Here is a 24,338-nt window from a genome sequence, read left to right as displayed (position 1 = left end):
ACGAAAATATTAATTAGGGAAAGAAGAGGTGGAGTACTTGCAAGAAGTTGCTGAATTTCGTATGCCGAAGTCTGTATTATATGGAAGAAATTCGCTTGAAAAACTGGGGGAACAATCCAAGAAGTTTGGAAAAAGAGCTTTTATAGTAACTGATACAATTATGGAGAATTTAGGATATGTTGAGAGTTGTATACAACAATTAAATACAAAAGGTATTACCGTTATTACATATAATAAAGTAAATGCTGAGCCTACAAATATACATGTGTTAGAGGCGTTAACTATTTGTAAAGAGGAAAAGTGTGATTTTATTATCGGTCTTGGTGGTGGAAGTTGTATTGATGCAGCAAAAGCAGTTGCGGTGTTATATACAAATGGCGGAGAAGTAGAAGATTATGTCCAAAAGGATATGGAAATAGACAATGATCCGCTACCGCTCATTGCAATTCCAACAACTTCGGGTACTGGGTCAGAAGTAACAAGTGTAGCAGTAATTACGAATAAACGAACAGATGTAAAAATGATGATGAAACATCCGAGTTTTACCCCGCAAGTAGCGATTATTGATCCGATTTTAACACGTTCTGTACCACCTCATATTACAGCAGCAACAGGGATAGATGCATTATGTCATGCAGTCGAAGCATATATTTCTAAAGTTTCACAATCACTTACAGATGTACTCGCTCTTTCCGCTATTGAAAGTATTATGAAATATTTACGTATTGCATATGAAGATGGAGAGAATATGGAGGCAAGAGAAGCGATGATGATTGCTTCCTTACAAGCTGGAATTGCATTTTCAAACGCATCTGTTACATTAGTTCATGGAATGTCAAGACCAGTAGGAGCGTTATTTCATGTACCACATGGTATATCAAATGCAATACTATTACCTACAGTTTTAGAGTATACAAAAGTGAGTGCAGTAAAAAGACTAGCAGAAATTGGACGCTGTTTAAATAAAGATATGTATTCCTATTGTGATGAAGAAGTAGCCGATTACACGCTCAGGGAAATAAAAAAACTTTGCTTTGATCTTCGTATTCCAAATTTAAAAGAATACGGAATTGGTGAAGTTGAATTTGAAAAAGCTATTTCTAAAATGGCATCTGATGCAATTGAAAGTGGAAGTCCAGCAAATAACCCACGTGTGCCATCATATGATGAAATTAAACAGTTGTATCGAGAATGTTTTCATTATCGATATGAAGATTCTATAAAAACATTAGGTGGTTAATTTCAGGATATTCTTATAAAATTTCCTTGGAAATAGTTAAAACAAGACTTTATATTTTTAACGTAAAGTCTTGTTTTATTATGTATAATATACATAATAAAATATCGTAATTATCTTGAATAAATAGTGTAAGGTGGGTGTGGGTTTAATGAAAACGATAGGTCTTATTGGTGGTATGAGTTGGGAATCAACTGCTGAATATTATCGAATCATAAATGAAGAAATAAAAAGTAGATTAGGTGGGTTACATTCAGCTAAATGTTTAATTAATAGTGTAGACTTTGAAGAGATTGAAGGATTCCAGTCTAGCGGTGATTGGGATAGTGCAGGAGAAATTCTAGGGAATGCAGCATATTCATTACAAATGGGAGGCGCAGACTTTATTATTATTTGCACAAATACAATGCATAAAGTAATTGAGAAAATAAAGGAGAATATTCATATTCCAGTTTTACATATCGCAGATGCAACTGCGAAAGAAATGAAAAGAAAAGGTATTCAAACTGTTGGTTTACTTGGAACAAAATATACAATGGAGCAAGATTTCTATAAATCACGTATTAAAGAGAATGATATAAAAGTCATAGTACCATTAGAAAAAAATAGAGAAAAAATAAACGAAGTCATATATACAGAATTATGTTTAGGAAAAATCGTATCTCAATCCAGAGAGTATTATAAAACAGTTATAGAAGATTTAGTGCAAAAAGGCGCACAGGGTATCATTTTAGGTTGTACAGAAATAGGATTATTAATAAAGCAGGAAGACGTATCAGTTCCAATATTCGATACGACTTATATACATGCAGTTGAAGCAGTTAATTTCGCTGTAGAAGATAGATCATAATTATATTATGTAATCTAATTTGTATATGTGGAAAACATTCAGAAAATATTTTATAATGTAAGTGGTTACATGTAAGGGGGAATGCGTATGTTTTCAGTTCGACCAATCGCATTTGTACATAATGAAAGAAAGGAAATAAAAGACGATGAGTGGGGAGAAGTAAAATCCTATATTACTTTAACTGAAATGTATACAGAAGAAAGTATACAAGGGATTGAAGATTTTTCTCATATTGAAGTTGTTTTTTATTTTCATAAAGTAACTGATGAACAAATTCAATATTTTGCTAGATATCCTAGAAATAATCATGATTATCCTAAAGTAGGTATTTTTGCACAGCGTGGGAAAAATCGTCCGAATCGTATAGGAGCAACCATTGTAAAGGTAATCAAAAGAGAAGGTAAATCCATTATTGTTGAGGGGTTAGATGCTATTGATGGCACCCCTGTATTGGATATAAAGCCAATAATGAAAGAGTTTATGCCGAAAGAAGAAATTGTACAGCCTAAATGGGCAACGGATATAATGAAACAGTATTGGAAGGGGAATGGAGTAAAATGAGAATATATGAGGCAACAATTGCAGATTTAGATGGACTAGCATCAGTTTTTAATAACTATCGTATGTTTTATAGACAAGATTCCGATCTAGAAGGAGCAAAAGTATTTTTACGAAATCGAATCGAGAAAAAAGAATCAGTTATTTTCGTGGCAGTTGAAGATGGGGAATATATTGGATTCACACAATTATATCCATCATTTTCTTCTATTTCGATGAAAGAATTATGGATTTTAAATGATTTATTTGTACAAGCTGCTAAGCGCGGGGCAGGAACAGGGAAAAAATTATTAGAAGCTGCGAAAGGATTCGCCTTAGAAAATGGTGCAAAAGGTGTAAAATTACAAACGGAGATTGATAATTTATCAGCCCAGCGATTATACGCTGAAAATGGTTATTTGAGAGATAATCGTTATTTCCATTATGAATTGACGTTTTAAAAAATATTAGATGAAAAGAGGCGCATTCATTTTGAAGGCGTCTCTTTTCATTTGCATTATAGTTGATTTAAAACCCAATTTGTCGCATCTTCAAAGTTTTCTGCAATGTAGTTTGGTTCAATATGTGCCCACTTGTCTCGGTACGTATGTAAAGCGTCGTATCCAGCGCCTGTTCGTACTAAAATTGTTGTCGCATTCACTTTTGCTCCCGCAACGATATCAGTCCAGCGATCACCAATTACAGCACATTGTGTTAAATCAAGCCCATGTTTTTCTGCTGCTTGCAGCAGCATACCTGTACTTGGTTTACGGCATTCACAACCATCACCGTGTTTGTGAGGACATACGTATATATCATCAAAGCCGAATCCTTTTAATTCTTGTGCAAAATCAGCAACAGTCGCTATCCCATCTGCGATACCTGGCTGATTTGTGAAAGAGAAAATTTTTATATTTTGAGCTTTTAGTTTTTGCAGAGCTGCTTTTGTAAAAGGAAATAATGTAAAAGATCCAGGATAATGAATTGTAGTGTCACCACCAATTGTACCGTCACGATCAATAAAAATAGCTTCGATGTTTGTCATAGTTTTAGTCCTTTCCATTTATAAGTAGTTTAAAAATGTTTCACAAATCGATATCCATTTACTTCATATCCTAATTTTTTGTAAAAAGGATGAGCCTCTACTCTTTTTGTTCCACTAACTAGCCATGTGCCGATACAATTATGTATCTTTGCTAATTTCTCTGCATAATCCATTAATATGTGCCCAATGCCTTTTCGTCGTATTGTAGAATCAACGCTAATAATTGAAATTTCCCCATAACGAGTTACATCTTCTAAATTTTCACGTATACGAAACCCAAGTAATCCAAATATAGTTTCTTCTTCCTCATAAACATATAAAAAATCAAAAGGACTCATTTGTACGAATTGCAATCGGTTGTTCATATCTTCATAGGAAATAGAGGAACCTTTTAATTCTTTCGTCAAAGAGCAAAGCGCATCTATATCGTCTATCGTCGCTTCACGAATTTGAAAAGACATATTATCCACTCCAATAAAATGTAATCAAACATTTATTATTCTGTTAAAAAATATTTTTTCCTGCTATGAAAATAAATATTTTATAATGATATATAGATAGTTATATGTTATTCTTTTCCTAGTTTGTATTGGAAATGGAAAGAAGGGGAGTATATGTTAGAAGTAAATATCCGTTCTGCTGGATATGAAATAGGTGAAAAAACAATTCATGATATTGCCTTTTCGATTGAGCAAGGCGAATTAGTTGCTCTTATTGGCGCAAATGGTGCCGGGAAAAGTACAACGATTAAAACGATGCTCGGGTTACTTGTAAATGTGGATGGTGAAATATCATTTGGCGAGAAGAAAAATCCGTATGCATATGTGCCAGAACACCCGACATATTATGATTATTTGACGCTTTGGGAACATATTGAATTATTAATGGCTGCTCGCGAGAACGAAGCCGGAAGCTGGGAACGGAAAGCGGAAGAGTTATTACATCTGTTTCGAATGGATAAGCATAAACATGAGTATTTATCAAAGTTTTCAAAAGGGATGAAACAAAAATCGATGCTTATATTAGCATTTTTAACTGAACCAGATTTTTATATCATTGACGAACCTTTTATCGGTTTAGATCCGGTAGCTACGAAAGAGTTTTTAAGTTATTTATATAAAGAAAAAGAACGCGGGGCAGGAATTTTACTTTGTACGCACGTATTAGATACAGCTGAAAGAATTTGCGAAAGATTTTTACTCATCTCTCAAGGTACATTAGTCGCAGATGGCCATTTAGAGGCAATTCAAACGTTAGCAGAAATGCCAGGAAGTTCATTATTAGATTGTTTTGATGTAATCGTAAGGCGTGAACAGCATGATTAAAAAACAATTTTATAAAAGATTACGCCATGAACTGGGGCGCAAATGGAAGTCCATACGTTCTATAACTGATTGGACGGTTGCGCTATATATTATTATTCCGGCACTTATATTTATGGGAATTTATTATCGTTCACTATGGATGGAAGAACTAGCGATAGGAGAGACGGTTTATTTCGGATTAGGCCTACTCGCATTTTATGTGATTACATATGCAAGAGGAGTTCGCTCATTTTTTGAGCAAGCGGATAGTTTATTTTTAATTTCGTATCCTGTTCACATGAAAAAGTTAATCCAGTATGGCATGACATATACGTTTATTCGAATAGCAATAACGAATGTAGTAGTTGTTGTTGCGATGTTACCGGTGTTGATGAAAAGTATTGGAGTGACGAAGGTACAAGTCGTATTATTTTGGCTATTCTTTACTGTATTTCGATTTTTGTTGGCGTTATTAACGAGATTTATTCATGTACGTGTGGGGAAACGATGGCTACTATGGATTATAAAAAATGTAATATTTTCTATAAGTCTATCCTTTTTTGGATTGAGTTTGTTTCTTATTTATAAAAATCCATTGTATTCTATACTAAGTATCGGTCTAACAGTGTTTCTAATTATCATATTGATAAAAGAAAAATTAAATTATAAAAATTGCTTTTTTAAAGAAGTTGAGAGAGAAAAAGAAGAAAGTATGCGCTGGACGAGTCGGATTATACAAGTTGGTGGTCATACAGCTAAACCGAGTAGTTCGAATAAAAAGGCGTGGATGTTTCCATGTTCTAAAAAGTTTTTAGGGAAGAAAAAGGATTCTCGTATTGTTGAATCCTTTTTAAAAGAATTTTTCCGTACAAGTAGTGCGCGAATATTTTATATTCAAATTGTATGTATAAGTACTGTTAGTATTATTATGAGTCCGAAGTGGATTGCCGCTATTATTCTTGCATTTGCTTTATTTGCAATTTCCCGTTATGCGCGCGACTATTGGAATGAGTTTACGAACAAAATGTTTCTTCATTTATATTGTGATGAAGGCAAATTACTCTTGTTAAGATGGAAGACAGATCGCTATTTATTGTTTCCAGTAATACTTTTGTATGGAATAGTTATACTTTCTCATTTTTATTTATTGCCAGCTGTAATTGCCGGGATTATTTTTATAGTATTAATTGGTTGGATAGTATTCTTACCATAGAAAAAAGAGCCGAAAAATGGCTCTTTTTTCTAATCCGTAACACATTGATAAATAAAATATACTAAAACGAGTATGCTTGCGGCGGAATACATGACATCTAAAGTCATCGGATCTCCTCCTCATTGTTGTTGTATTTTATTGTATGAAATCTTACAATTTCATATTCAAGTGAAAAATATGTGAACGTTAACAAAATTGTAAAGTGCAAAAATTACAATCATTTTGTATAATAGAGAAAACAACCGTTATATAAAATATAATGAGTGAAAGGGGAGGAAACATACATGCCAAATTGGTTTAGAAAAACCTTAGTCGCATTAATTACCGTATTTACATTTGGTTTAGTGACGCCTCCTTCCATATTGCTTGATAATGCCAAAGCTGCGGACAAGCCTACGAGCACAGCTGGGCAACAAAATTTGGAGAGTACGTCCTATACATATGAAGAAACGAATGACAGGTTAACCACCGATACTTTTATTACGTATGCAATGCAAGAAGCAGAGAAGCAGTCGATGCAAAAGTTTGGAACTAAAATTGGTCCAGTAATTGAAGATGAATTTAAAGATGTAATATTACCGAAAATTGAAGAGGCAATTGCTGAGCTTGCCAATGATGTACCAGAAGATTCACTACAATCATTAGCGATTTCCCAAAAACCAGCTGGTGGGAATAATGAAAAAATCTTTCACGTTTATGACACGAAATCAGGAAATGACTTATTGCGATTTCATGTAAGGAGAGATCATCCACCGCAAGATGGTTACTATTTTAATTTCCACTATCACCGTTTTGATGATGGGTACTCTGGACACCATGAGTTAGGGAATATTTATTGGAATACGAATGTACCACCAAAGTGGCTTTCTTAAAAAGAACAAGAGAAAATCTTGTTCTTTTTTTATGTGTATAGAAGGGTAAGACAACGGCGGTGTTGAATAAAATAGGTTTAGCAAAAAGAAGAAAAGGGAGTATGGGAATGCAAAAATATATTGTTTTTGACTTTGATGGCACATTAGTAGATTCACAAAATATATTTGTACCAATCTATAATCAAATTGCTAAAAAGCACGGATATAAAACGGTAAAGGAAGAAGAAATTGAGTATTTACGTAAATTAACGATGCCAGAGAGATGTAAACAACTCGATGTACCATTGTATAAACTACCGATATTAGCACTGGAGTTTTATAAATTGTATCAACCTGCCATAAAAGATCTTATTTTGTTCCATGGGATGAAGGATGTATTAGATGAGTTACATAAAAAAGGCTACGGAATTGCAGTCATATCATCCAACTCAGAAGAGCATATTCGGGCATTTTTACACAATAATAATATAGAAAATATACAAGAAGTATATTGTTCTAAAAATTTGTTCGGTAAAGATAAAATGATAAAAAGATTTTTAAAATCGAAAAAAATAACTGAGCAAGATATGTTATACGTCGGTGACGAACAGCGAGACGTAGCAGCGTGTAAAAAGGCTGGGGTGAACGTAATATGGGTATCTTGGGGATATGATGTCATTGAAACAGTGAAAAAAGATGCACCAGATTATATGGTCAATACACCGATGGAAATTGTGCAAGTAGTACAAGGAGCGTATTCTTAATAGGAATAAACTTCGAGCAGGCATTCATCATATGTAATTTTGGGTAGCGTATACACCAAATGTAGAAATGTAAGGGGGAATATACATGAAAACAATTACAACATGGCAAAACAATATACAAATAGTAAAAGATGCAGCGAATATTGTAGAAATTTCTAAAGGTTTTTCACCGGATAAAAAATATATAGTTACGACAATTGATAATGAAAAATATTTGTTACGGATTGGCGATATACAAGAGTATGAAAGAAGGAAAATAGAGTTTCAAATTTTAAATGAAATGGCAAAACGTAACGTACAGGCACAAAGGCCGATTGAAATAGGTATATTGGAAGAAGAAGGTGTATGCTATAGTATTTTTTCATATTTAGAAGGGGAAGATGCGAAGAAGCTATTGCCTACGTATACACCAAAAAAACAATATGAAATTGGCATAGAGGCAGGAAAAGATTTAGCAAAAATGCATACATATGAAGCTCCTAATGATACACTTCCATGGTATGAAAGAGCCATGAAAAAACATCAAAAATATGTAGAGGCATACAAAACATGCGGAATAAAAATAAAAAATGATGATAAAATCATTAAGTTTATTGATGAAAATGAAATGTATTTACAAAATCGCCCCAATCAATTTCAACACGATGATTTTCATTTAGAAAATATAATTGTACGGGATGGGAAATATGTAGGTGTTGTTGATTTTAATGGTTATGATTGGGGCGACCCACTTCATGATTTTGTAAAAATAGCACTATTTGCAAGAGACATTAGTATTCCGTATTCAATCGGACAAATAGAAGGATACTTTAATTGTCGAATACCAGAGGAGTTCTGGAAATTATATGCAGTGTACGTTGGCATGACAGTTTTCTCTTCAGTTGTCTGGACATTACGAGCAGCACCACATATGTTAGATGATACGCTAGAGCGTCTTACTGTAGTTTTAGAGGATCATAAAGACTTTGAGCTATTAAAGCCAATTTGGTTTCAACCAGAAAAAATTGATATAAAAAAATAAAAGGCAGGTGTGAATCACATCTGCCTTTTATTTTTTACCATTCTTCGTTTTGAAGTAGTTGCATCCTTTTTGCATAGAGAAAAGGGGAATAGAGGGAAGAGTTATCGTCCCTCTATTAAAATATTTATTTTGTTTTCTTAAATGCAAGTGGCTGAGTACTAAGTGTAGCTGGCACATGTAACTGAAGCGATGGAAATTCACCACTCACATTCATTTCATAAGCGAATAATAAACTCATTTTCATTTGGAATAAATCAACTTTTGCAGAAAAGATGTCGTAATGATGATGCGTTAATTGAATGTCCAACTCCATAAATTGTACAAATAACGAATCATCTCGTTTGTATACTTGTAATGTTCCGTATGCAGGGTGTTCAAAAGTACCAGTATAATCCTCTAACTTGTGCGAAGGTGTAGTCCCTTTCATTTGTTCTGGGAGGGATTCAGTTGCTTCTTTCATCATTTCCTTCATTTTTTCAGTATCTTCTACAGCACGTTTATGCCAATCAATGGATTCTAATTCAAGTAGTTCGTCATAAATTTGATTAGCGAGATAAGTAGGAAGTAATGTTCCTCCAGCATTCGTTAAAATGACAAGGCCTATGTTTTCTGTTGGTATGAATGAAACAAGCGCTGAAAATCCATCGATATTACCGCCATGATGAATCACTTTTTTACCACGATAAGCGCTAATAAACCAACCAAGACCGTAACTATTTAATGGAGATTCAGGGAGTGATAAAACCGGTTGGTCTGGAATGGAATTGTGTGGTGTATACATTTGTTGTAATAATTCAGAGGAGATTAATTCATGATCTCCAAATTTTCCTTCATTTAAGTGAAGAAGTACCCAATTTGCCATATCTTTAATTGTAGAATTGATACAACCAGCAGCGCCAACGGTATCAATGTTGCGGAATGGAACTTCTTTTATTTCACCGTCATTTTCAATGTAAGGTAAAGCGTATTCATCTGTCGTTTGTGAATCGGTAACAGAGAAGTTTGTATGTCTCATATTTAAAGGTTCTAAAATATGTTCTGTAGTGTATTGCTCCCACGTTTGATTCGTTATGTTTTCTACAATATAGCTAATTGTCGCATACATTAAGTTGTTATATAGAAATGATGTGCGGAACGGTGCATCAAGTGGTAAATGTTTTATTTTTTCAACGAGATCTTTTCGAGATAAGGAAGAGCTGTACCAAAGGGCATCATGACGACTTACCCCGGTACGATGAGAAGCTAAATCTCGTCCTGTAACTTGTGAACTAGCAAGTAGTTCAGATAAAGAGAAGTTAGGTATATAAGACTGGACAGGAGTATCCCAATTAAACCTTTTTTGCTGTGCTAACAAACTTAATGAAAGTGTGCCAAAAGCTTTCGTTGAGGAACCAATTGCGAACAAAGTACGCGGTGTAACTGGTTCTTTTGTCTCTAAATTTCGATAGCCAAATCCTTCTGAAATAATAACTTCACCGTCTTTTATAATAGCTACAGCAGCTCCCGGAACGTTTAAATCCTTCATCATTTTTTCAACCGTTTTTTGTAAAGAAGTCATAACAGGCGTTTCAATTTTAGACATACTTCTAACCTCCAAATATAATTTTTGTTCTACCGCACTATACTTTCGGTAATAGAAAATAAAAACCTTTATAAATATGGAAAGTTAATAATTTTGTAAGGATGAATGAAATTATTATTTATTTAGAATTTTGTTTTTATTATAATTAATTTAAATTAATATTTAGAAAAGATGGTGAAGAAGTGTGTTAATAATAAAGAAATTGCGCTGTGATAATAAAAATAATCCGATAGGTATAGATTCGAAAGTTGTTAAAATTAGTTGGCAACTCGAGTCGAGTAACCGAAATGTAAAACAACTTGCGTATCAATTGCAGGTTGCGAAGGATAAAGAGTTTCAAACTATAGTATTCGATTCGCAGAAGGTAGAGACAGATCAAAGTTTATATATACCAATCAATTCGTTTTCATATAGTAGGGAAACACGCTATTTTTACCGAGTGAAGGCATGGGATAATCATGAAGAAGAGTCAGCTTGGTCAGAAGTAGCATTTTGGGAGACTGGATTACAAGGGCAAGATAATTGGAGCGGGAACTGGATTGCTGCGAAAAAAGAGCGCACGAAGGTAATGTCTTTTAATAAAAGCTTTTCTATTAAAAAATTAGTTGAAAAAGCACGTTTATATATCACTAGTTTAGGATTATACGAGGCTTCTATAAATGGAGAGCGTATTGGAGATTGTTATTTTACCCCAGGATGGACAAGTTATGATAAGAGAGTGTTGTATCAAACGTATGATATAACGCATGTATTAAAGATTGGTCAAAATGATATTTCCGCAATGGTAGGAAATGGGTGGTATAAAGGGCCGATTACTATGCATCATGTACGTAATTATTACGGGAGAAGGAGAGCGATAATTGCTCAAGTACATATCACGTATAAAGATGGAACGAAAGAAAAAATTGTAACAGATGAAACATGGAAAGTAACTCCAAGCCCTATTTTGTATTCGGAAATTTATGAAGGAGAAGTTTATGACGCTAGGCTAGAAGAAAGTGATCAAGAGCTAGAAGATGTTGAAGTAATTGAGCATGCCAAACAAATAATTGTTGCACAGGAAAATGAAGCGATTCGTAAAATGAAAATTATAAAACCAATCGCTATTTCAAAACTACCAAATCATGAATGGCTTATTGATATGGGACAAAATATGGTAGGTTGGGTTCGGTTTAAAGTCCGTCATGTTTATACTGGACAAAAGATAGAATTGCATCATGCTGAAATATTAAATAAAGACGGTAGTTTTTATAATGGAAATCTCCGCAAGGCAAAACAAAAAATAGTGTATATAGCAAAAGGAGAGGAAGAGGAAACGTTTGAACCTCATTTTACCTACCAAGGCTTTAGGTATGTGAAAATAAGTGGATTAACCCAGCCGCCTCAAATAGCAGATTTTGAAGGGTGTGTATTACATACAGATATGGAAAAAGCGACAGCATTTGAAACGTCTAATCCATTAATCAATCAACTTCATCATAATGTGGAGTGGTCTCAAAGAGGGAACTTCTTTGATGTACCAACAGATTGTCCGCAGCGAGACGATCGACTTGGATGGACAGGAGATGCACAAATGTTCATTGGGACGGCTACACAAATTATGAATGTCCAATTGTTCTTTAAAAAGTGGCTCCAAGATTTATCATTAGACCAAAATGTTAACGGAGCAGTGCCGTTAGTTATTCCAGATGCATTTGGGAAAAGACCGGACTTTGATTTAGATACTTCTGGCGGTTGGGGCGATGCAGCAATTATTTGTCCGTGGGTTCATTATTTACATTACGGAGATGTATCCATTTTAAAAGAACAATATGACAGTATGAAGAAGTATATAGATTACATACGTTCACAAGGTGAAAATGAGTATTTATGGGATACAGGCTATCATTTAGGGGATTGGCTCGCATTAGATACGAAACCTGATGTATATGAAGGCGGAACAGACAAGCATTTTATTGCGACAGCTTATTATGCGTATTCTACATCGCTTTTACGAAAGGTTGCTGAGATTTTAGGTGAAAATACAGATGCTAAGTTTTATGCAGAGCTACATGGAAATATTGTTCAAGCGTTTCAAAATGAATTCGTTACACCGAATGGTAGGTTAATTTCAAATACACAAACAGCCCACATATTAGTACTTCTTTTTGAATTAGTGAAAGATAATATGAAGGAGAAAGTATTTAATCGCTTAATTGAGCTTTTAAAAGAAAATAAAAATCATTTAACAACAGGTTTTATAGGAACACCGTATTTAAATTTAATATTAAGCAAGTTTAACCGTCATGACCTTGCTTGTAAGCTTCTATTTCATGAAGATTATCCATCATGGTTATACCAAGTGAAACAAGGTGCCACAACGATTTGGGAACATTGGGATGGTGTGAAAGAGGATGGAGCCCTTTGGAATGATAGTATGAATTCGTACAATCATTACGCATATGGTTCTATCGTTGAATGGATATACCGATATATTATTGGATTAGAAGTGGATGAAACAAAACCAGCATATAAACATTTTTATATTCAGCCTCATTTTAATTCTAATCTAGATTGGGTTTGTATTAAGCGTGAAACAGCATATGGGGAAATTAAAATTGATTGGCGTGTAGAACATGGACAAGCAGTATTAAACGTTGATGTGCCAACAAATACATCTGCTACATTACGAATAGTGGAAGATGATTGGAGGTCAAGTGATATGCCTGAAATGAAATTAGGTTCAGGCGCATATGAATTTAGATTTTGTAAGAACATACAGAAGTAGAATTTTGTTAAGTATAGAAATGTTTTTTTATAAATTTAGTTTGTTCAATCTGTTAGCATTAAATTTATGATAAAATCCATATAGACTAGAGATTTGAAAGAAGGTTTTTCTACATATGAAACATGCTGAAAATGAATACTTAAATTTATGCCGCCATGTAATGGAGCATGGTACGAAGAAAGAAGACCGTACAGGGACAGGCACTGTATCTGTATTTGGATATCAAATGCGTTTTGATCTAAGTAAAGGTTTTCCTTTATTAACAACAAAGAGAGTGCCGTTTCGACTTGTAGCAAGTGAGCTACTTTGGTTTATGAAAGGTGATACAAATATTCGTTATTTATTGCAGCATAATAACAACATTTGGAATGAATGGGCATTTAAGAGTTGGGTAGAAAGTGACGAGTATACGGGTCCTGACATGACTGATTTCGGTCTTCGCTCACAACAAGATGAGGAATTTAAAGTTCAGTACGATGAGCAAATGGAATTGTTTAAAAAGAACGTTTTAGAAGATGATGACTTCTCAAATAAATATGGTTATTTAGGAGACGTATACGGTAAGCAGTGGCGTGCTTGGAAAACGACAGCTGGTGAGACGCTTGATCAATTAAAAGATGTAATTGAAATGATTAAAAAAACGCCAGATTCACGTCGCCTAATTGTATCTGCTTGGAATCCTGAAGATGTACCAAGTATGGCATTACCACCTTGTCATACGTTATTTCAGTTTTATGTAGCAGACGGTAAACTTTCTTGTCAGCTATATCAAAGAAGTGGTGATATATTCCTTGGAATTCCATTTAACATTGCAAGTTACTCGTTACTAACACATTTAATTGCACATGAATGCGGACTTGAAGTGGGAGAATTTGTTCATACAATTGGAGATGCCCACATTTATACGAATCATTTTGAGCAAGTAGAAAAGCAATTGGCGCGTGAACCACGTCCGTTCCCAAAACTTACATTAAATCCAGATGTGAAATCTGTGTTTGATTTTGAAATGGAAGATTTAACGATTGAAGGATATGATCCACACCCAGCAATTAAAGCACCGGTTGCAGTGTAATTGTAGAGGAGATGAAAAGATGATAGTTTCATTTATGGTCGCAATGGACGAGAATAGAGTAATTGGTAAAGATAATAATTTACCTTGGCGTTTACCGAGTGAATTACAGTATGTAAAGAAAACAACGATGGGTCATTCGCTTATTATGGGAAGAAAAAACTATGAAGCGATTGGTAGACCGCTGCCTGGAAGACGTAATATTATTGTAACTCGTAATGAAGGGTATCATGTTGAAGGCTGTGAAGTAGCACATTCTGTAGAAGAAGTGTTTGAGCTATGCAAAAATGAAGAAGAGATCTTTATTTTTGGCGGAGCGCAAATTTATGATCTCTTTTTACCTTACGTAGACAAGTTATATATAACAAAAATCCATCATGCATTTGAAGGAGATACATTCTTCCCAGAAATGGATATGACAAATTGGAAAGAAATTTTTGTTGAAAAAGGTTTAACGGATGAAAAAAATCCGTATACGTACTATTATCATGTATATGAGAAGCAACAATAGTAAAAAAGATTGATGTGAAAATTCACATCAATCTTTTTATTTGTATCCATCAATATAGGTTTAAAGATGAGATTCGATAGTGCTATAATGAATGGTAGCATGTAAAAATGCTAAAATTTTCAAGAGTATTAAGATAGAAAGAGGAGGAGAATCGATTGAGAAAGGTATGGGGGATTCTTTTTCTTTGCTTAACATTCATGTTAGTCGGGTGTGGTAAAGAAGAAAAACCACAAGAAGCATTTGATACATATGCAAAAGCATGGAATAAACAAAAATTTGCAGAAATGTATGATCAATTGTCAGAAAAGGCGAAAAAAGATATTTCAAAGAAAGAATTCACTGAGAAATATGAAAAAATTTATTCTGGCATTGAAGTGAAAGACTTAAAAGTAGAAGCAGGAGAAGTAAAAAAAGATAAAAAAGATGAAGGTCCTGTTCCTTTTAAAGTAAGCATGGATACTGTTGGTGGTAAAATCAATTTTGCCCATGAAGCAAAAATGGTGAAAGAAAAGGATGGAGATAAAGAATCTTGGAAAATAGATTGGACTCCTGATTTTATATTCCCAGGTATGACGAAAGATAGTAAAGTGCGTATGCAAACGACAGAGCCGAAGCGCGGAGAAATATATGACCGTAACGGTAAATATCTTGCGGTAAATGGTAAAGCTTCTGAAATCGGATTGATTCCTGAAAAATTAGGGGATGCAGCTCCGCAAACGAAAGAAACGGTAGCGAAGTTACTAAATATGTCTGTCGAAGAAATTGACCAAAAACTAGCAGCTAAATGGGTAAAACCAAATTACCTTGTACCAATTGGAATATTGCCTGAAGGAGCAACACAAAATACGTACATAGATTTACCTGGTGTTGCAACAAAGCCAGTAAATGTTCGCTCATATCCATTGGGAGAAGAAGCCGCACATCTTACTGGCTATATTGGAAAAGTGAATGCTGAAGATTTAAAAACGTTACAAAAGAAAGGTTATCAAGCAGATGATCCAGTAGGTAAAGCTGGTTTAGAGCAAGTACTGGAAGAAAAGCTACGCGGTAAAAAAGGTGGTCGTGTCTTCGTAGAAGATGCACAAGGAAAAGAAATTAAAAATTTAGCAAAAACAGATGCTGTTGATGGAGAAAATGTAACTTTAACGATTGACAGTGCAGTTCAAACCGAAATTTATAATGAAATGAAAAATGAGGTAGGATCAAGTGCAGCAATTAATCCAAAGACTGGAGAAACACTTGCACTTGTGAGCACGCCAGCTTATAACCCAAATACCCTTACAAGAGGGGCGTCAAAAGCGCAACGTGATGCGGTAAATAATGATCCGAAAAAACCGATGACGAATCGATTTACACAATTATCAGTTCCAGGATCTGTATTTAAGCCGATTACAGCTGCAATCGGTCTTGAAACGAAAACAATTGATCCAAAAGAAGAGTTAAAAATTGAAGGATTAAAATGGACAAAAGATTCTTCTTGGGGTAATTATTATGTAACACGTGTAAAAGATGCAAATCCGATTGATTTTGATAAGGCGATGAAATACTCGGATAATATTTATTTCGCACAAGAAGCTTTGAAGATCGGGAAAGATAAATTTATGAGTGAAGCGAAAAAATTCGGATTCGATGAGAAATTACCAATTGAATATGGATTCCCAGCTTCTAAAATCGCAAATGATGGTATTAAAAATGATATTCAAATGGCAGACACAGGGTATGGACAAGGACAAGTATTAATGACGCCACTCCATCTAGCATTAACGTACGCACCAATTGTTAATGAAGGAAACATACCTTCTCCATATATAATTAAAACAGATAAGCAACCAAAAGCTTGGAAAGAGAATGTAATTTCAAAAGGCAATCAGGATATATTAAAAACTGCTATGACGAAAGTAATTAATGATCCAGATGGTACTGGGAAAATTGCTAAAATTGATGGCATGACTCTTGCTGGAAAAACAGGTACAGCGGAATTAAAAGTATCAAAAGAGGCTGAAGGAAAAGAATTAGGCTGGTTCGCTGCATTTGATTTAAATTCACCAGATATGGTTATTACTATGATGATTGAAGATGTAAAAGGTAGAGGCGGAAGTAATATTCCAGCTGAAAAAGTAAAACATGTATTTCAAAAATAATATGTAATAAAAGGTTAGCTCTATAATTTGTAGAGCTAGCCTTTTTCTATGAAGGAATCCTTAATATCTGTATACTGAATTTTAAGGAAACAAAACAAATCATTAACTTACGAAAAAAAAGTAGCTATTTTTTATTGACATCGAACGAAACTTTTCGTATTATACTTACATAAGGTAAGTTATTTACTTTCAAATTATAAATCTCAAATTAAAGATAAAATGTAGAAAAGGGAGAGAATACAATGACAAAAGTACTATTTATTACAGCAAATCCAAATTCAGCAGAAGGTTCTTTCGGAATGGCAGTAGGGGAAGCTTTCATCGAAGCTTATAAAAACGAACATCCACAAGATGAAGTTGTAACAATTGATTTATTCAATACTACAGTACCAGCAATCGATGCAGATGTATTCGCTGCTTGGGGTAAATTTGCAGCAGGTGAAGGATTTGAAGCTTTAACTGAAGCTCAACAACAAAAAGTTGCAGCAATGAACACAAACTTAGAAACATTTATGCATGCAGATCGTTATGTATTTGTAACTCCAATGTGGAACTTTAGCTATCCACCAGTAGTAAAAGCATACTTAGATAACTTAGCAATTGCAGGTAAAACATTCAAGTATACTGAAAATGGTCCAGTTGGCTTATTAGAAGGTAAAAAAGCACTTCACATTCAAGCAACAGGTGGCGTTTATTCTGAAGGAGCATACGCAGCTGTAGACTTTGGCCGCAATCACTTAAAAACAGTATTAGGATTTATTGGTGTAAATGAAACTGAATATATTGCAGTTGAAGGTATGAATGCAAACCCTGAAAAAGCACAAGAAATTAAAGAAGCAGCAATTGCTAATGCTCGTGAATTAGCAAAACGTTTCTAATATAGAATGGTTAAAAAGTCCAAACACTTGTTGTTTGGACTTTTTTTCTTCTTTTTCCTTCGTTTGTCTAGTATAATGAAGGTCGGAATGATAATAGGTGGGGGTTCTGTATGATTCAAACGTTTTTTAAAATCTTTTATTTAATTTTAATCGTAATTGCGATTACACCAAGAATGTGGCGTCTTAAAAGACAAGTAAATACGATGTCGCCACAAGAAAAAGATAACGCTGTGTACAAAACGACAAATTGGTTTGGTAAGAAAATGGTGCGCGTAGCTGGGGGAACAGTAGAAGTTAAAGGACTTGAAAATGTTCCGAAAGATAAGCCGGTACTAGTTGTAAGTAATCACCAGAGTAATATGGATATCCCTGTTTTACTAGGTTATTTAAATAAACCAATTGGCTTCGTTTCAAAAGCGGAGATTAAAAAGTTCCCAGTTGTACCAACTTGGATGGAACTTATGAATTGTGTATTTATGGATCGTAGCGATCGTCGCCAATCACTTCAAGCGATTAAAGATGGAATTGAACTATTGAAGAATGGACATTCTATCGTAATTTTCCCTGAAGGAACGAGAAGTAAGGGTGGCGAAATTGGAGAGTTTAAGGCTGGGAGTTTTCATCTTGCTGTAAAATCTGGTGTAGCAATCTTACCTGTAACATTAGATGGGACATATAAAATGTTTGAAGCGAATGGAAATCGTATGAAGCGAGCTTGTGCAACAGTAACAATTTCTAAGCCGATTACACCTGAAGAGTATGCGACTATGGATATTAAAGAGTTAACGAAGTATACACAGGATGTTATCGCATCACAATTACATAAGTAATAAAAAAGGTTTCAGCTTACATTAAGCTGAAACCTTTTTTATGATGCTGTAGGTAGGACGTAAAAGAGTACGCAGAAGAACATCATCGCACTACCACCTAATACGAAAAGATGCCAAATGGCATGGTTGAAAGGTAACTTTTCCCAAAGAAAGAATATAGCTCCTACAGAATATAAAATTCCACCTGCTAAAAGTAGTGAAAAACCATGTCCAGTTAGATTTTCATAAAGTGGTTTAATAGCAACGATTATGAGCCATCCCATTATGATATAACATAGCGTCGATGCCTTAATAAAGCGACGTACAAAGAAAATTTTGAAGATGATACCTCCGATTGCTAGTGTCCATATAATTGCGAGTAACGTCCAACCTAATGGTCCACGAAGCGTAATAAGTAAAAAAGGAGTATATGTGCCAGCGATTAATAAATAAATGGCTGAGTGATCTAGTATAGTAAATAATTTTTCTACTTTTGGATGGTGAATGCTATGTAACAATGTCGAAAACAAGTACAGTAAGAACATGCTTACACCGTAAACCGTAAATGCAACAACAGCAGATGCGGTACCATGCTTAGAGGCATGAATAATCAATATGATTAAGGCAGGGATGCTTAAAATGGCACCGATACCATGTGTAATTGCATTTGCAATTTCTTCTTTCACAAATTGTGTCATTCGTGTCATTTTTTCAGTCATAATGGTAATCCTTTCTACTATCATAAAATAATATGTCTTTTCTCTTACCATATCATACACAAGGGCAATAGAAAATGAAATTTGTATAATTGATTATATTTTTGAATTTTTTTGACAAAAGCCAATGGATTTGTTGACGTTTTCAAACTTTTTTGACAAAATAAAATTATGTAATAGTAGGACAAGGAATCTACTAATAAAGGGGATGGGGAAATGTTTTCAAATATTGGCTTTCCAGGATTAATTTTAATTTTAGTAGCTGTACTTATTTTATTTGGGCCGAAAAAATTGCCGGAAATCGGAAAGGCTTTAGGGGAAACGTTAAAAGAATTCAAAAAATCAACGAAAGAATTGACTGATGATGCATTTCAAGAGAAGGAAAAGAAAGAAAAAATGTAATGAATTTTCTTCGAAATGGATAAATAAAGTGTGGTGAACGAGATGGAAGATCGGGAAATGAGTGTAGTAGAACATATAGTTGAGCTTCGCAAACGAGTAATATATACCGTGTTATCCTTTGTACTATTTTTAATTGTTGGGTTTACTTTTACGAAGGATATTTATTTTTGGCTTGTAAAAGACTTACCAATGAAATTAACTGTTCTCGGTCCAAGTGATGTATTGTGGATTTTTTTCTCGATTGCTACAGTATTTGCTATCGTTTGTACAATTCCTTTTGCTGCTATACAAATTTGGTTATTTGTAAAACCGGGTTTACATCCAAATGAACAAAAGATGACGTTAATGTATATACCGGTATTGTCTATATTATTTATTGCAGGTTTATGCTTTGGATATTTCGTTGTAATGCCGTTTTTATTTCATTTTTTAACTACTATAGGTAATGAAATGTTTAATACGATGTTTACGACAGAAAAGTATTTTCATTTTGTTCTTAATTTAACAGTTCCATTTGCTGTAATTTTTGAATTACCAGTAGTAGTAATGTTTTTAACGAGTATTGGACTATTGACGGCGGAATTTCTAATAAAAATAAGAAGGTATGCTTACGTAGCATTGATTATCATTGCATCGTGTATATCACCGCCAGATTTTTTATCACATAGTTTAGTTGCGGTACCGCTTATTTGTATTTATGAAATTAGTATCGCTTTATCAAAGATTGTTAATAAGAGAAAAAAGAAAAGAGAAGAAGAAATTTAGTCGAAAAGTGCCTCGTTATAAAGGCACTTTTTTTATCCCACTTTAATGGGCAGTAAGACCCCCACCTCAAAATTTAGCGAAAGCAAAGAAGTTAGGTGGGGGCCGGGCTGCCCATTAAAGTCCGATTGGTTCAACTAATAATCAGTGGGGGCTGAAGAAAACCCCCACTGATTAAAGTTTCACTTTATTTATTTGTTATACTCTAGTTATAAACGTATACAATATAGAGAAGAAAAAAATTATAGAATCTCCAAAATTTAGACAAACTTTGCGCTTTTATAAGTTTATACTGAATATATTAAGCAATATACGGATAACGAGTCCTTGTCTTATTAGGAATTTAGGATGGGGGATGGATTAGGTGAAGATGAATAGAGTATAAATCTTTTAACCATAAGGACTACAGAGATTGTCTAAGGATACTTTTGTATTCATGGGAGTCGCCACTTTAAACAACGTGTTACAGCGTAAAGTAGAAGAAGTTCAAAAATCCAATGAAAAAGAGGATTGATATTGTGATTACGAAAAGTTTTTATTTCACTCATTCAACAGGGGAGTGTATTAAAATATTTGAAATCCCTGTCCTACAAGCGCAGCATCCATTATCGTTTCTAATACAGTCTCGTCTTCAATTATTTATTGCAAAAATTCAAAAACAAAAGCACCCAAGATTTTCGTATTCTTTCCGTGAATATTTACAAAATTGTTTGAAGTGGAATGATTATTTAAATGTATATAAAACAAATACTCTTGAAAAAAATGCATGATATAGAGTGGGGACAGGGTTAAGAGCTCTGTCTTTTTCATTTTAGATATAAAAATATAATTAATTTAATGAAATTTCGTTTCAAATTGTTGAAAGCAATGGGAATACTAGTATAATAACAAGGAGAGCGTATTGGAAAGGGAAGAATATAATATGCAAAAAATTAAAATTGTAACAGATTCAACGGCAGATTTATCACAAGAGGTAATTGAGAAATATGACATTCATGTTCTACCATTATCAATCTCTGTAAATGGACAAACATATTTAGATCGCGTTGATCTACAACCAGATGAATTTATTGAAGAAATGATTAAATCAGAGGAACTACCAAAAACATCACAACCAGCAATGGGTACATTTGTAGAAATGTATGACAAGTTAGGTGAAGATGGAAGTGAAGTACTTTCCATTCATATGACAAGTGGAATGAGTGGTACTGTGGCAACTGCAAATAGTGCTGCATCAATGACCGACACAAAAGTAACAGTTGTTGATTCGCAATTTATTACACATGCTTTAGCATATCAAGTAGTTGAAGCTGCGAAAATGGCAAATGAAGGACGCTCACTAGAAGAAATTTTAAAACGTGTAGATGAAGTAAGGAAGAATACTCGTTTATATGTAGTAGTAGATACATTAGAAAACTTAGTGAAGGGTGGGCGTATCGGTAAAGGAAAAGCGTTTATCGGTTCGTTGCTTAATATAAAACCAATTGCTAGCCTAGAAGATGGTGTTTATAACCCTGTAACGAAAGTGCGTAGCCAAGGTCAAATTGTAAAAACGTTAGCTAAGTTATTTGAGGAAGATACAGCTGGGAAAGTTATAAAAGCTGTGGCAATTCCGCATGCGAAAGCAATTCCTTTAGCTGAAAATGTAAAAGCGGCTGTTGAAAAAGTAAGTGGATTTGCTAAATCAGAAATTTTCTTTACAACGCCTATTATTAGTACTCATACAGGTCCGGGTGCAATCGGATTTATGTATTTAGCAGAGTAATAAAAAAGCTACTTGAAATTTATTTCAAGTAGCTTTTTTATGTGAATAGAAAGTAAGAAATAAGAAGGGCTATACAGGCACTCCCGCTAATGATATAGCGAGTCTGTAAATATTCATTCATAGAAAACACCCACTAATTAAAGTTTCACTTTATGATTTTCTATAGTATATGTTGGATATAGAAGATAAGTAGTTACGTTATACATGTAACGTGTTAATTTTTTCATTCACTTTCTTAGCATGTGTTTCGCCATTATAAGTGAAAGTTTGACCTAAAAAGAGTACATGCAGTTGTTCCCACGGTAACATACGTAAATTCCAATTATTTCGAAGCCTTGTTATTGCCTCGCGAGGTGTTTCATCGGCGAGTGCAAAAGCTCCGTAATGCATTGGTATAAAGTGTGTAGCATTTAAATCTAAATAAGCTTGCACTGCTTCTTCAGGTGAAACGTGAGATATTTTCATAAACCATTCTGGTTCATAAGCTCCAATTGGCATAAGGGCAATATCAATTGAAAAGCGTTTGCCAATTTCTTTGAAACCTTGGAAATAGCCACTGTCTCCACAAAAATAAATGGTTTCCTCCACATTGTCATTTTTAATAATCCATCCACCCCAGTGAGATGTGTTCATATCAAATAATGATCTTCTCGTCCAGTGCTGAGCAGGTACGAAGTGAAAGGAAACATCATCAATAGTCGTACTTCCCCACCATTTATACTCTTCTACATTGTTGAATTTTTTACGAGTAAATAATTTTTTTAGCCCAATGGGTACTAAGTATAATACGTCATCATTAAGTTGGCGAAGTGTTGAAAAATCTAAATGATCATAATGACCGTGTGAAATGAGGACAATATCAATTTTAGGTAGTTCTTGTATAGAAAGACCAGGTTCAGCAAGTCTTGAGACTAGCTTCAATTTATTGGCCCATACTGGATCCGTTAATATATTAAGTCCATTCGTTTGGATAAGAAAAGTGGAATGCCCAATCCATGTGACAGTCGTTTTTTCAATATTACTTTGCAAAAATGCACTTTGTTTAACGGGTGATTGTTCTACTAAGAAAGAAAAATCTTTTTTGTTTTGCTTTCGTTCTTTACGCCAGCGTATAAAAGAGCGAATTGATTTTTTTGTACTCACATTATCCATATTTTCATAGCGCTTTGCCATGAACATCACCTCATTTAAAATCGTTGTAATTGTATTGTACCGAAATGTTGTTAAGGAATACAGTGTATAACATGGATGAATGTTTAAGGAATTGTTAAAAAATAGGGGGATCTATTTACAAAAGTAACAATAAAATTAGTTTTGCAACTTCTATTTAGAGAAATAATAGTGAAAAAATATATTTTGTCTAGTAATTCGCTTGAAATAAAGAAGTAACATACGTAAATTCGTACGATTTCGTGAACAAATGTAGTAAACAATTTTCTCGTAGTGTTAACTTTTGTTATGATAAGCATAGCCTATTTAAATTTAGGATAGAGAAAAGAGGTTTATAAATGAAGCGTTATCAAAAAATAATTGGTCTTATGGTTGTATTTTGTCTCTTTGTACTTGCTGGATGTAGTGGATCAGGTTCAAAGCTTCGTAAACCATTAAATTGGGATTTAGAAACTTTCCAATTTACAAATCAAGATGGAAAGCCATTTGGTACAAAAGATTTAAAAGGGAAAGTTTGGGTTGCAGATTTTATGTTCACAAACTGTCAAACAGTTTGTCCGCCAATGACTGCTAATATGGCAAAATTACAGAAAATGGCGAAGGAAGAGAAATTAGATGTTCAGTTTGTATCATTTAGCGTAGATCCTGACCTTGATAAGCCAGAAAACTTGAAAGCTTTCATTCAAAAGTTTACAGAAGATACAAGTAACTGGAACCTGTTAACAGGTTATTCGTTAGAAGATATTACAAAGTTTTCAAAAGATAATTTCCAATCACTTGTAGATAAACCAGAGAATGGTCAAGTTATACATGGAACATCATTTTATTTAATTGATCAAAACGGAAAAGTAATGAAAAAGTATAATGGTATTAGCAATACGCCGTATGAAGACATTATACGTGATATGAAACGATTAGCAGAATAAAAAGAGGGGTGCAGATTA

General features: G+C 34.0%; 25 protein-coding genes. 20 read left to right on the top strand and 5 right to left on the bottom strand.

Annotated features, from left to right (window positions below; all coding sequences use genetic code 11):
* Window positions 1–37 precede the first annotated feature (37 nt).
* From eutG to LMD38_RS15615, 4 genes are all read left to right on the top strand, one after another.
* Complete coding sequence (gene eutG, locus LMD38_RS15630; protein WP_100634328.1) at window positions 38–1,240, top strand: alcohol dehydrogenase EutG; 1,203 nt, start codon at window positions 38–40, stop codon at window positions 1,238–1,240.
* A gap of 148 nt (window positions 1,241–1,388) precedes the next feature.
* On the top strand, window positions 1,389–2,087 hold the full coding sequence (locus LMD38_RS15625; RefSeq protein ID WP_062821102.1) for an aspartate/glutamate racemase family protein: 699 nt from the start codon (window positions 1,389–1,391) through the stop codon (window positions 2,085–2,087).
* A gap of 87 nt (window positions 2,088–2,174) precedes the next feature.
* The gene (locus tag LMD38_RS15620; protein ID WP_016717366.1) at window positions 2,175–2,648 is read left to right on the top strand and encodes an SAM-dependent methyltransferase; all 474 of its coding nucleotides are present in this window, start codon (window positions 2,175–2,177) and stop codon (window positions 2,646–2,648) included.
* Complete coding sequence (locus tag LMD38_RS15615; protein ID WP_016717367.1) at window positions 2,645–3,085, top strand: GNAT family N-acetyltransferase; 441 nt, start codon at window positions 2,645–2,647, stop codon at window positions 3,083–3,085. The genes LMD38_RS15620 and LMD38_RS15615 overlap by 4 nt, the downstream gene beginning before the upstream one ends.
* Before the next feature lie 56 nt (window positions 3,086–3,141).
* On the opposite strand, the gene LMD38_RS15610 is transcribed toward LMD38_RS15615, so the two are convergent.
* Both LMD38_RS15610 and LMD38_RS15605 read right to left on the bottom strand, forming a co-directional pair.
* Window positions 3,142–3,669 (bottom strand): HAD-IIIA family hydrolase, encoded by a 528-nt coding sequence (locus LMD38_RS15610; RefSeq protein ID WP_062821103.1) that lies wholly within the window; start codon window positions 3,667–3,669, stop codon window positions 3,142–3,144.
* Window positions 3,670–3,698: 29 nt separating this feature from the next.
* The gene (locus LMD38_RS15605; RefSeq protein ID WP_062821104.1) at window positions 3,699–4,130 is read right to left on the bottom strand and encodes a GNAT family N-acetyltransferase; all 432 of its coding nucleotides are present in this window, start codon (window positions 4,128–4,130) and stop codon (window positions 3,699–3,701) included.
* A gap of 153 nt (window positions 4,131–4,283) precedes the next feature.
* Here LMD38_RS15605 and LMD38_RS15600 point away from each other — a divergent pair, with 153 nt between their 5' ends.
* The 5 genes from LMD38_RS15600 (at window position 4,284) to LMD38_RS15580 (ending at window position 8,822) form a co-directional block, all read left to right on the top strand.
* Window positions 4,284–4,994, top strand: a complete 711-nt coding sequence (locus tag LMD38_RS15600) for an ABC transporter ATP-binding protein (RefSeq protein WP_062821105.1) — start codon at window positions 4,284–4,286, stop codon at window positions 4,992–4,994.
* Window positions 4,987–6,186 (top strand): ABC transporter permease, encoded by a 1,200-nt coding sequence (locus LMD38_RS15595; RefSeq protein ID WP_062821106.1) that lies wholly within the window; start codon window positions 4,987–4,989, stop codon window positions 6,184–6,186. The genes LMD38_RS15600 and LMD38_RS15595 overlap by 8 nt, the downstream gene beginning before the upstream one ends.
* Before the next feature lie 284 nt (window positions 6,187–6,470).
* Entirely contained in the window at window positions 6,471–7,058 is a 588-nt protein-coding gene (locus tag LMD38_RS15590; protein WP_001134412.1) for a YpjP family protein, read from the top strand.
* A 107-nt stretch (window positions 7,059–7,165) separates the two neighbouring features.
* Entirely contained in the window at window positions 7,166–7,801 is a 636-nt protein-coding gene (locus LMD38_RS15585) for an HAD family hydrolase (protein ID WP_029141114.1), read from the top strand.
* An 85-nt stretch (window positions 7,802–7,886) separates the two neighbouring features.
* Window positions 7,887–8,822, top strand: a complete 936-nt coding sequence (locus LMD38_RS15580) for an aminoglycoside phosphotransferase family protein (protein ID WP_062821107.1) — start codon at window positions 7,887–7,889, stop codon at window positions 8,820–8,822.
* Between the two features lie 124 nt (window positions 8,823–8,946).
* Here the strand turns inward: LMD38_RS15580 and LMD38_RS15575 are convergent, their stop codons facing one another.
* A complete protein-coding gene (locus LMD38_RS15575; protein ID WP_062821108.1) occupies window positions 8,947–10,404 on the bottom strand; it encodes a serine hydrolase in 1,458 nt (485 codons plus the stop codon).
* A gap of 184 nt (window positions 10,405–10,588) precedes the next feature.
* Here LMD38_RS15575 and LMD38_RS15570 point away from each other — a divergent pair, with 184 nt between their 5' ends.
* The 6 genes from LMD38_RS15570 to LMD38_RS15545 all read left to right on the top strand — a co-directional run bounded on the left by LMD38_RS15570 (window position 10,589) and on the right by LMD38_RS15545 (window position 18,600).
* A complete protein-coding gene (locus tag LMD38_RS15570; protein ID WP_046646909.1) occupies window positions 10,589–13,171 on the top strand; it encodes an alpha-L-rhamnosidase in 2,583 nt (860 codons plus the stop codon).
* A gap of 115 nt (window positions 13,172–13,286) precedes the next feature.
* Window positions 13,287–14,243 (top strand): thymidylate synthase, encoded by a 957-nt coding sequence (locus LMD38_RS15565; protein ID WP_000679600.1) that lies wholly within the window; start codon window positions 13,287–13,289, stop codon window positions 14,241–14,243.
* 19 nt (window positions 14,244–14,262) lie between these two features.
* A complete protein-coding gene (locus tag LMD38_RS15560) occupies window positions 14,263–14,751 on the top strand; it encodes a dihydrofolate reductase (RefSeq protein WP_014893782.1) in 489 nt (162 codons plus the stop codon).
* Between the two features lie 155 nt (window positions 14,752–14,906).
* Window positions 14,907–16,892: a penicillin-binding protein 3 gene (gene pbpC, locus LMD38_RS15555; protein WP_062821109.1), complete on the top strand. Its 1,986-nt coding sequence runs from the start codon at window positions 14,907–14,909 to the stop codon at window positions 16,890–16,892.
* Window positions 16,893–17,134: 242 nt separating this feature from the next.
* Window positions 17,135–17,770: an FMN-dependent NADH-azoreductase gene (locus LMD38_RS15550; RefSeq protein ID WP_000170016.1), complete on the top strand. Its 636-nt coding sequence runs from the start codon at window positions 17,135–17,137 to the stop codon at window positions 17,768–17,770.
* Window positions 17,771–17,880: 110 nt separating this feature from the next.
* A complete protein-coding gene (locus LMD38_RS15545) occupies window positions 17,881–18,600 on the top strand; it encodes a lysophospholipid acyltransferase family protein (RefSeq protein WP_062821110.1) in 720 nt (239 codons plus the stop codon).
* A gap of 38 nt (window positions 18,601–18,638) precedes the next feature.
* On the opposite strand, the gene trhA is transcribed toward LMD38_RS15545, so the two are convergent.
* Entirely contained in the window at window positions 18,639–19,298 is a 660-nt protein-coding gene (gene trhA / locus LMD38_RS15540; RefSeq protein WP_000136895.1) for a PAQR family membrane homeostasis protein TrhA, read from the bottom strand.
* Between the two features lie 213 nt (window positions 19,299–19,511).
* On the opposite strand from trhA, the gene LMD38_RS15535 reads away from it, so the two are divergent.
* The 4 genes from LMD38_RS15535 to LMD38_RS15520 all read left to right on the top strand — a co-directional run bounded on the left by LMD38_RS15535 (window position 19,512) and on the right by LMD38_RS15520 (window position 22,224).
* The gene (locus tag LMD38_RS15535) at window positions 19,512–19,697 is read left to right on the top strand and encodes a twin-arginine translocase TatA/TatE family subunit (RefSeq protein ID WP_000492443.1); all 186 of its coding nucleotides are present in this window, start codon (window positions 19,512–19,514) and stop codon (window positions 19,695–19,697) included.
* A gap of 42 nt (window positions 19,698–19,739) precedes the next feature.
* A complete protein-coding gene (gene tatC, locus LMD38_RS15530; RefSeq protein WP_062821111.1) occupies window positions 19,740–20,462 on the top strand; it encodes a twin-arginine translocase subunit TatC in 723 nt (240 codons plus the stop codon).
* Window positions 20,463–20,977: 515 nt separating this feature from the next.
* Entirely contained in the window at window positions 20,978–21,229 is a 252-nt protein-coding gene (locus tag LMD38_RS15525; RefSeq protein WP_000629015.1) for a DUF2535 family protein, read from the top strand.
* Between the two features lie 152 nt (window positions 21,230–21,381).
* Complete coding sequence (locus tag LMD38_RS15520; RefSeq protein ID WP_011040282.1) at window positions 21,382–22,224, top strand: DegV family protein; 843 nt, start codon at window positions 21,382–21,384, stop codon at window positions 22,222–22,224.
* 198 nt (window positions 22,225–22,422) lie between these two features.
* Here the strand turns inward: LMD38_RS15520 and LMD38_RS15515 are convergent, their stop codons facing one another.
* The gene (locus LMD38_RS15515) at window positions 22,423–23,397 is read right to left on the bottom strand and encodes an MBL fold metallo-hydrolase (protein ID WP_228919800.1); all 975 of its coding nucleotides are present in this window, start codon (window positions 23,395–23,397) and stop codon (window positions 22,423–22,425) included.
* Between the two features lie 335 nt (window positions 23,398–23,732).
* Between LMD38_RS15515 and LMD38_RS15510 the strand changes: the two genes are divergently transcribed.
* Window positions 23,733–24,320, top strand: a complete 588-nt coding sequence (locus LMD38_RS15510) for an SCO family protein (RefSeq protein WP_000833339.1) — start codon at window positions 23,733–23,735, stop codon at window positions 24,318–24,320.
* Window positions 24,321–24,338: the final 18 nt, after the last annotated feature.

Origin of the sequence: Bacillus pacificus (assembly GCF_020861345.1) — a bacterium.
Taxonomy (GTDB): domain Bacteria; phylum Bacillota; class Bacilli; order Bacillales; family Bacillaceae_G; genus Bacillus_A; species Bacillus_A pacificus.
Note: the sequence above shows the minus strand (reverse complement) of the source record. Positions and strands in the feature narration are given on the sequence as shown.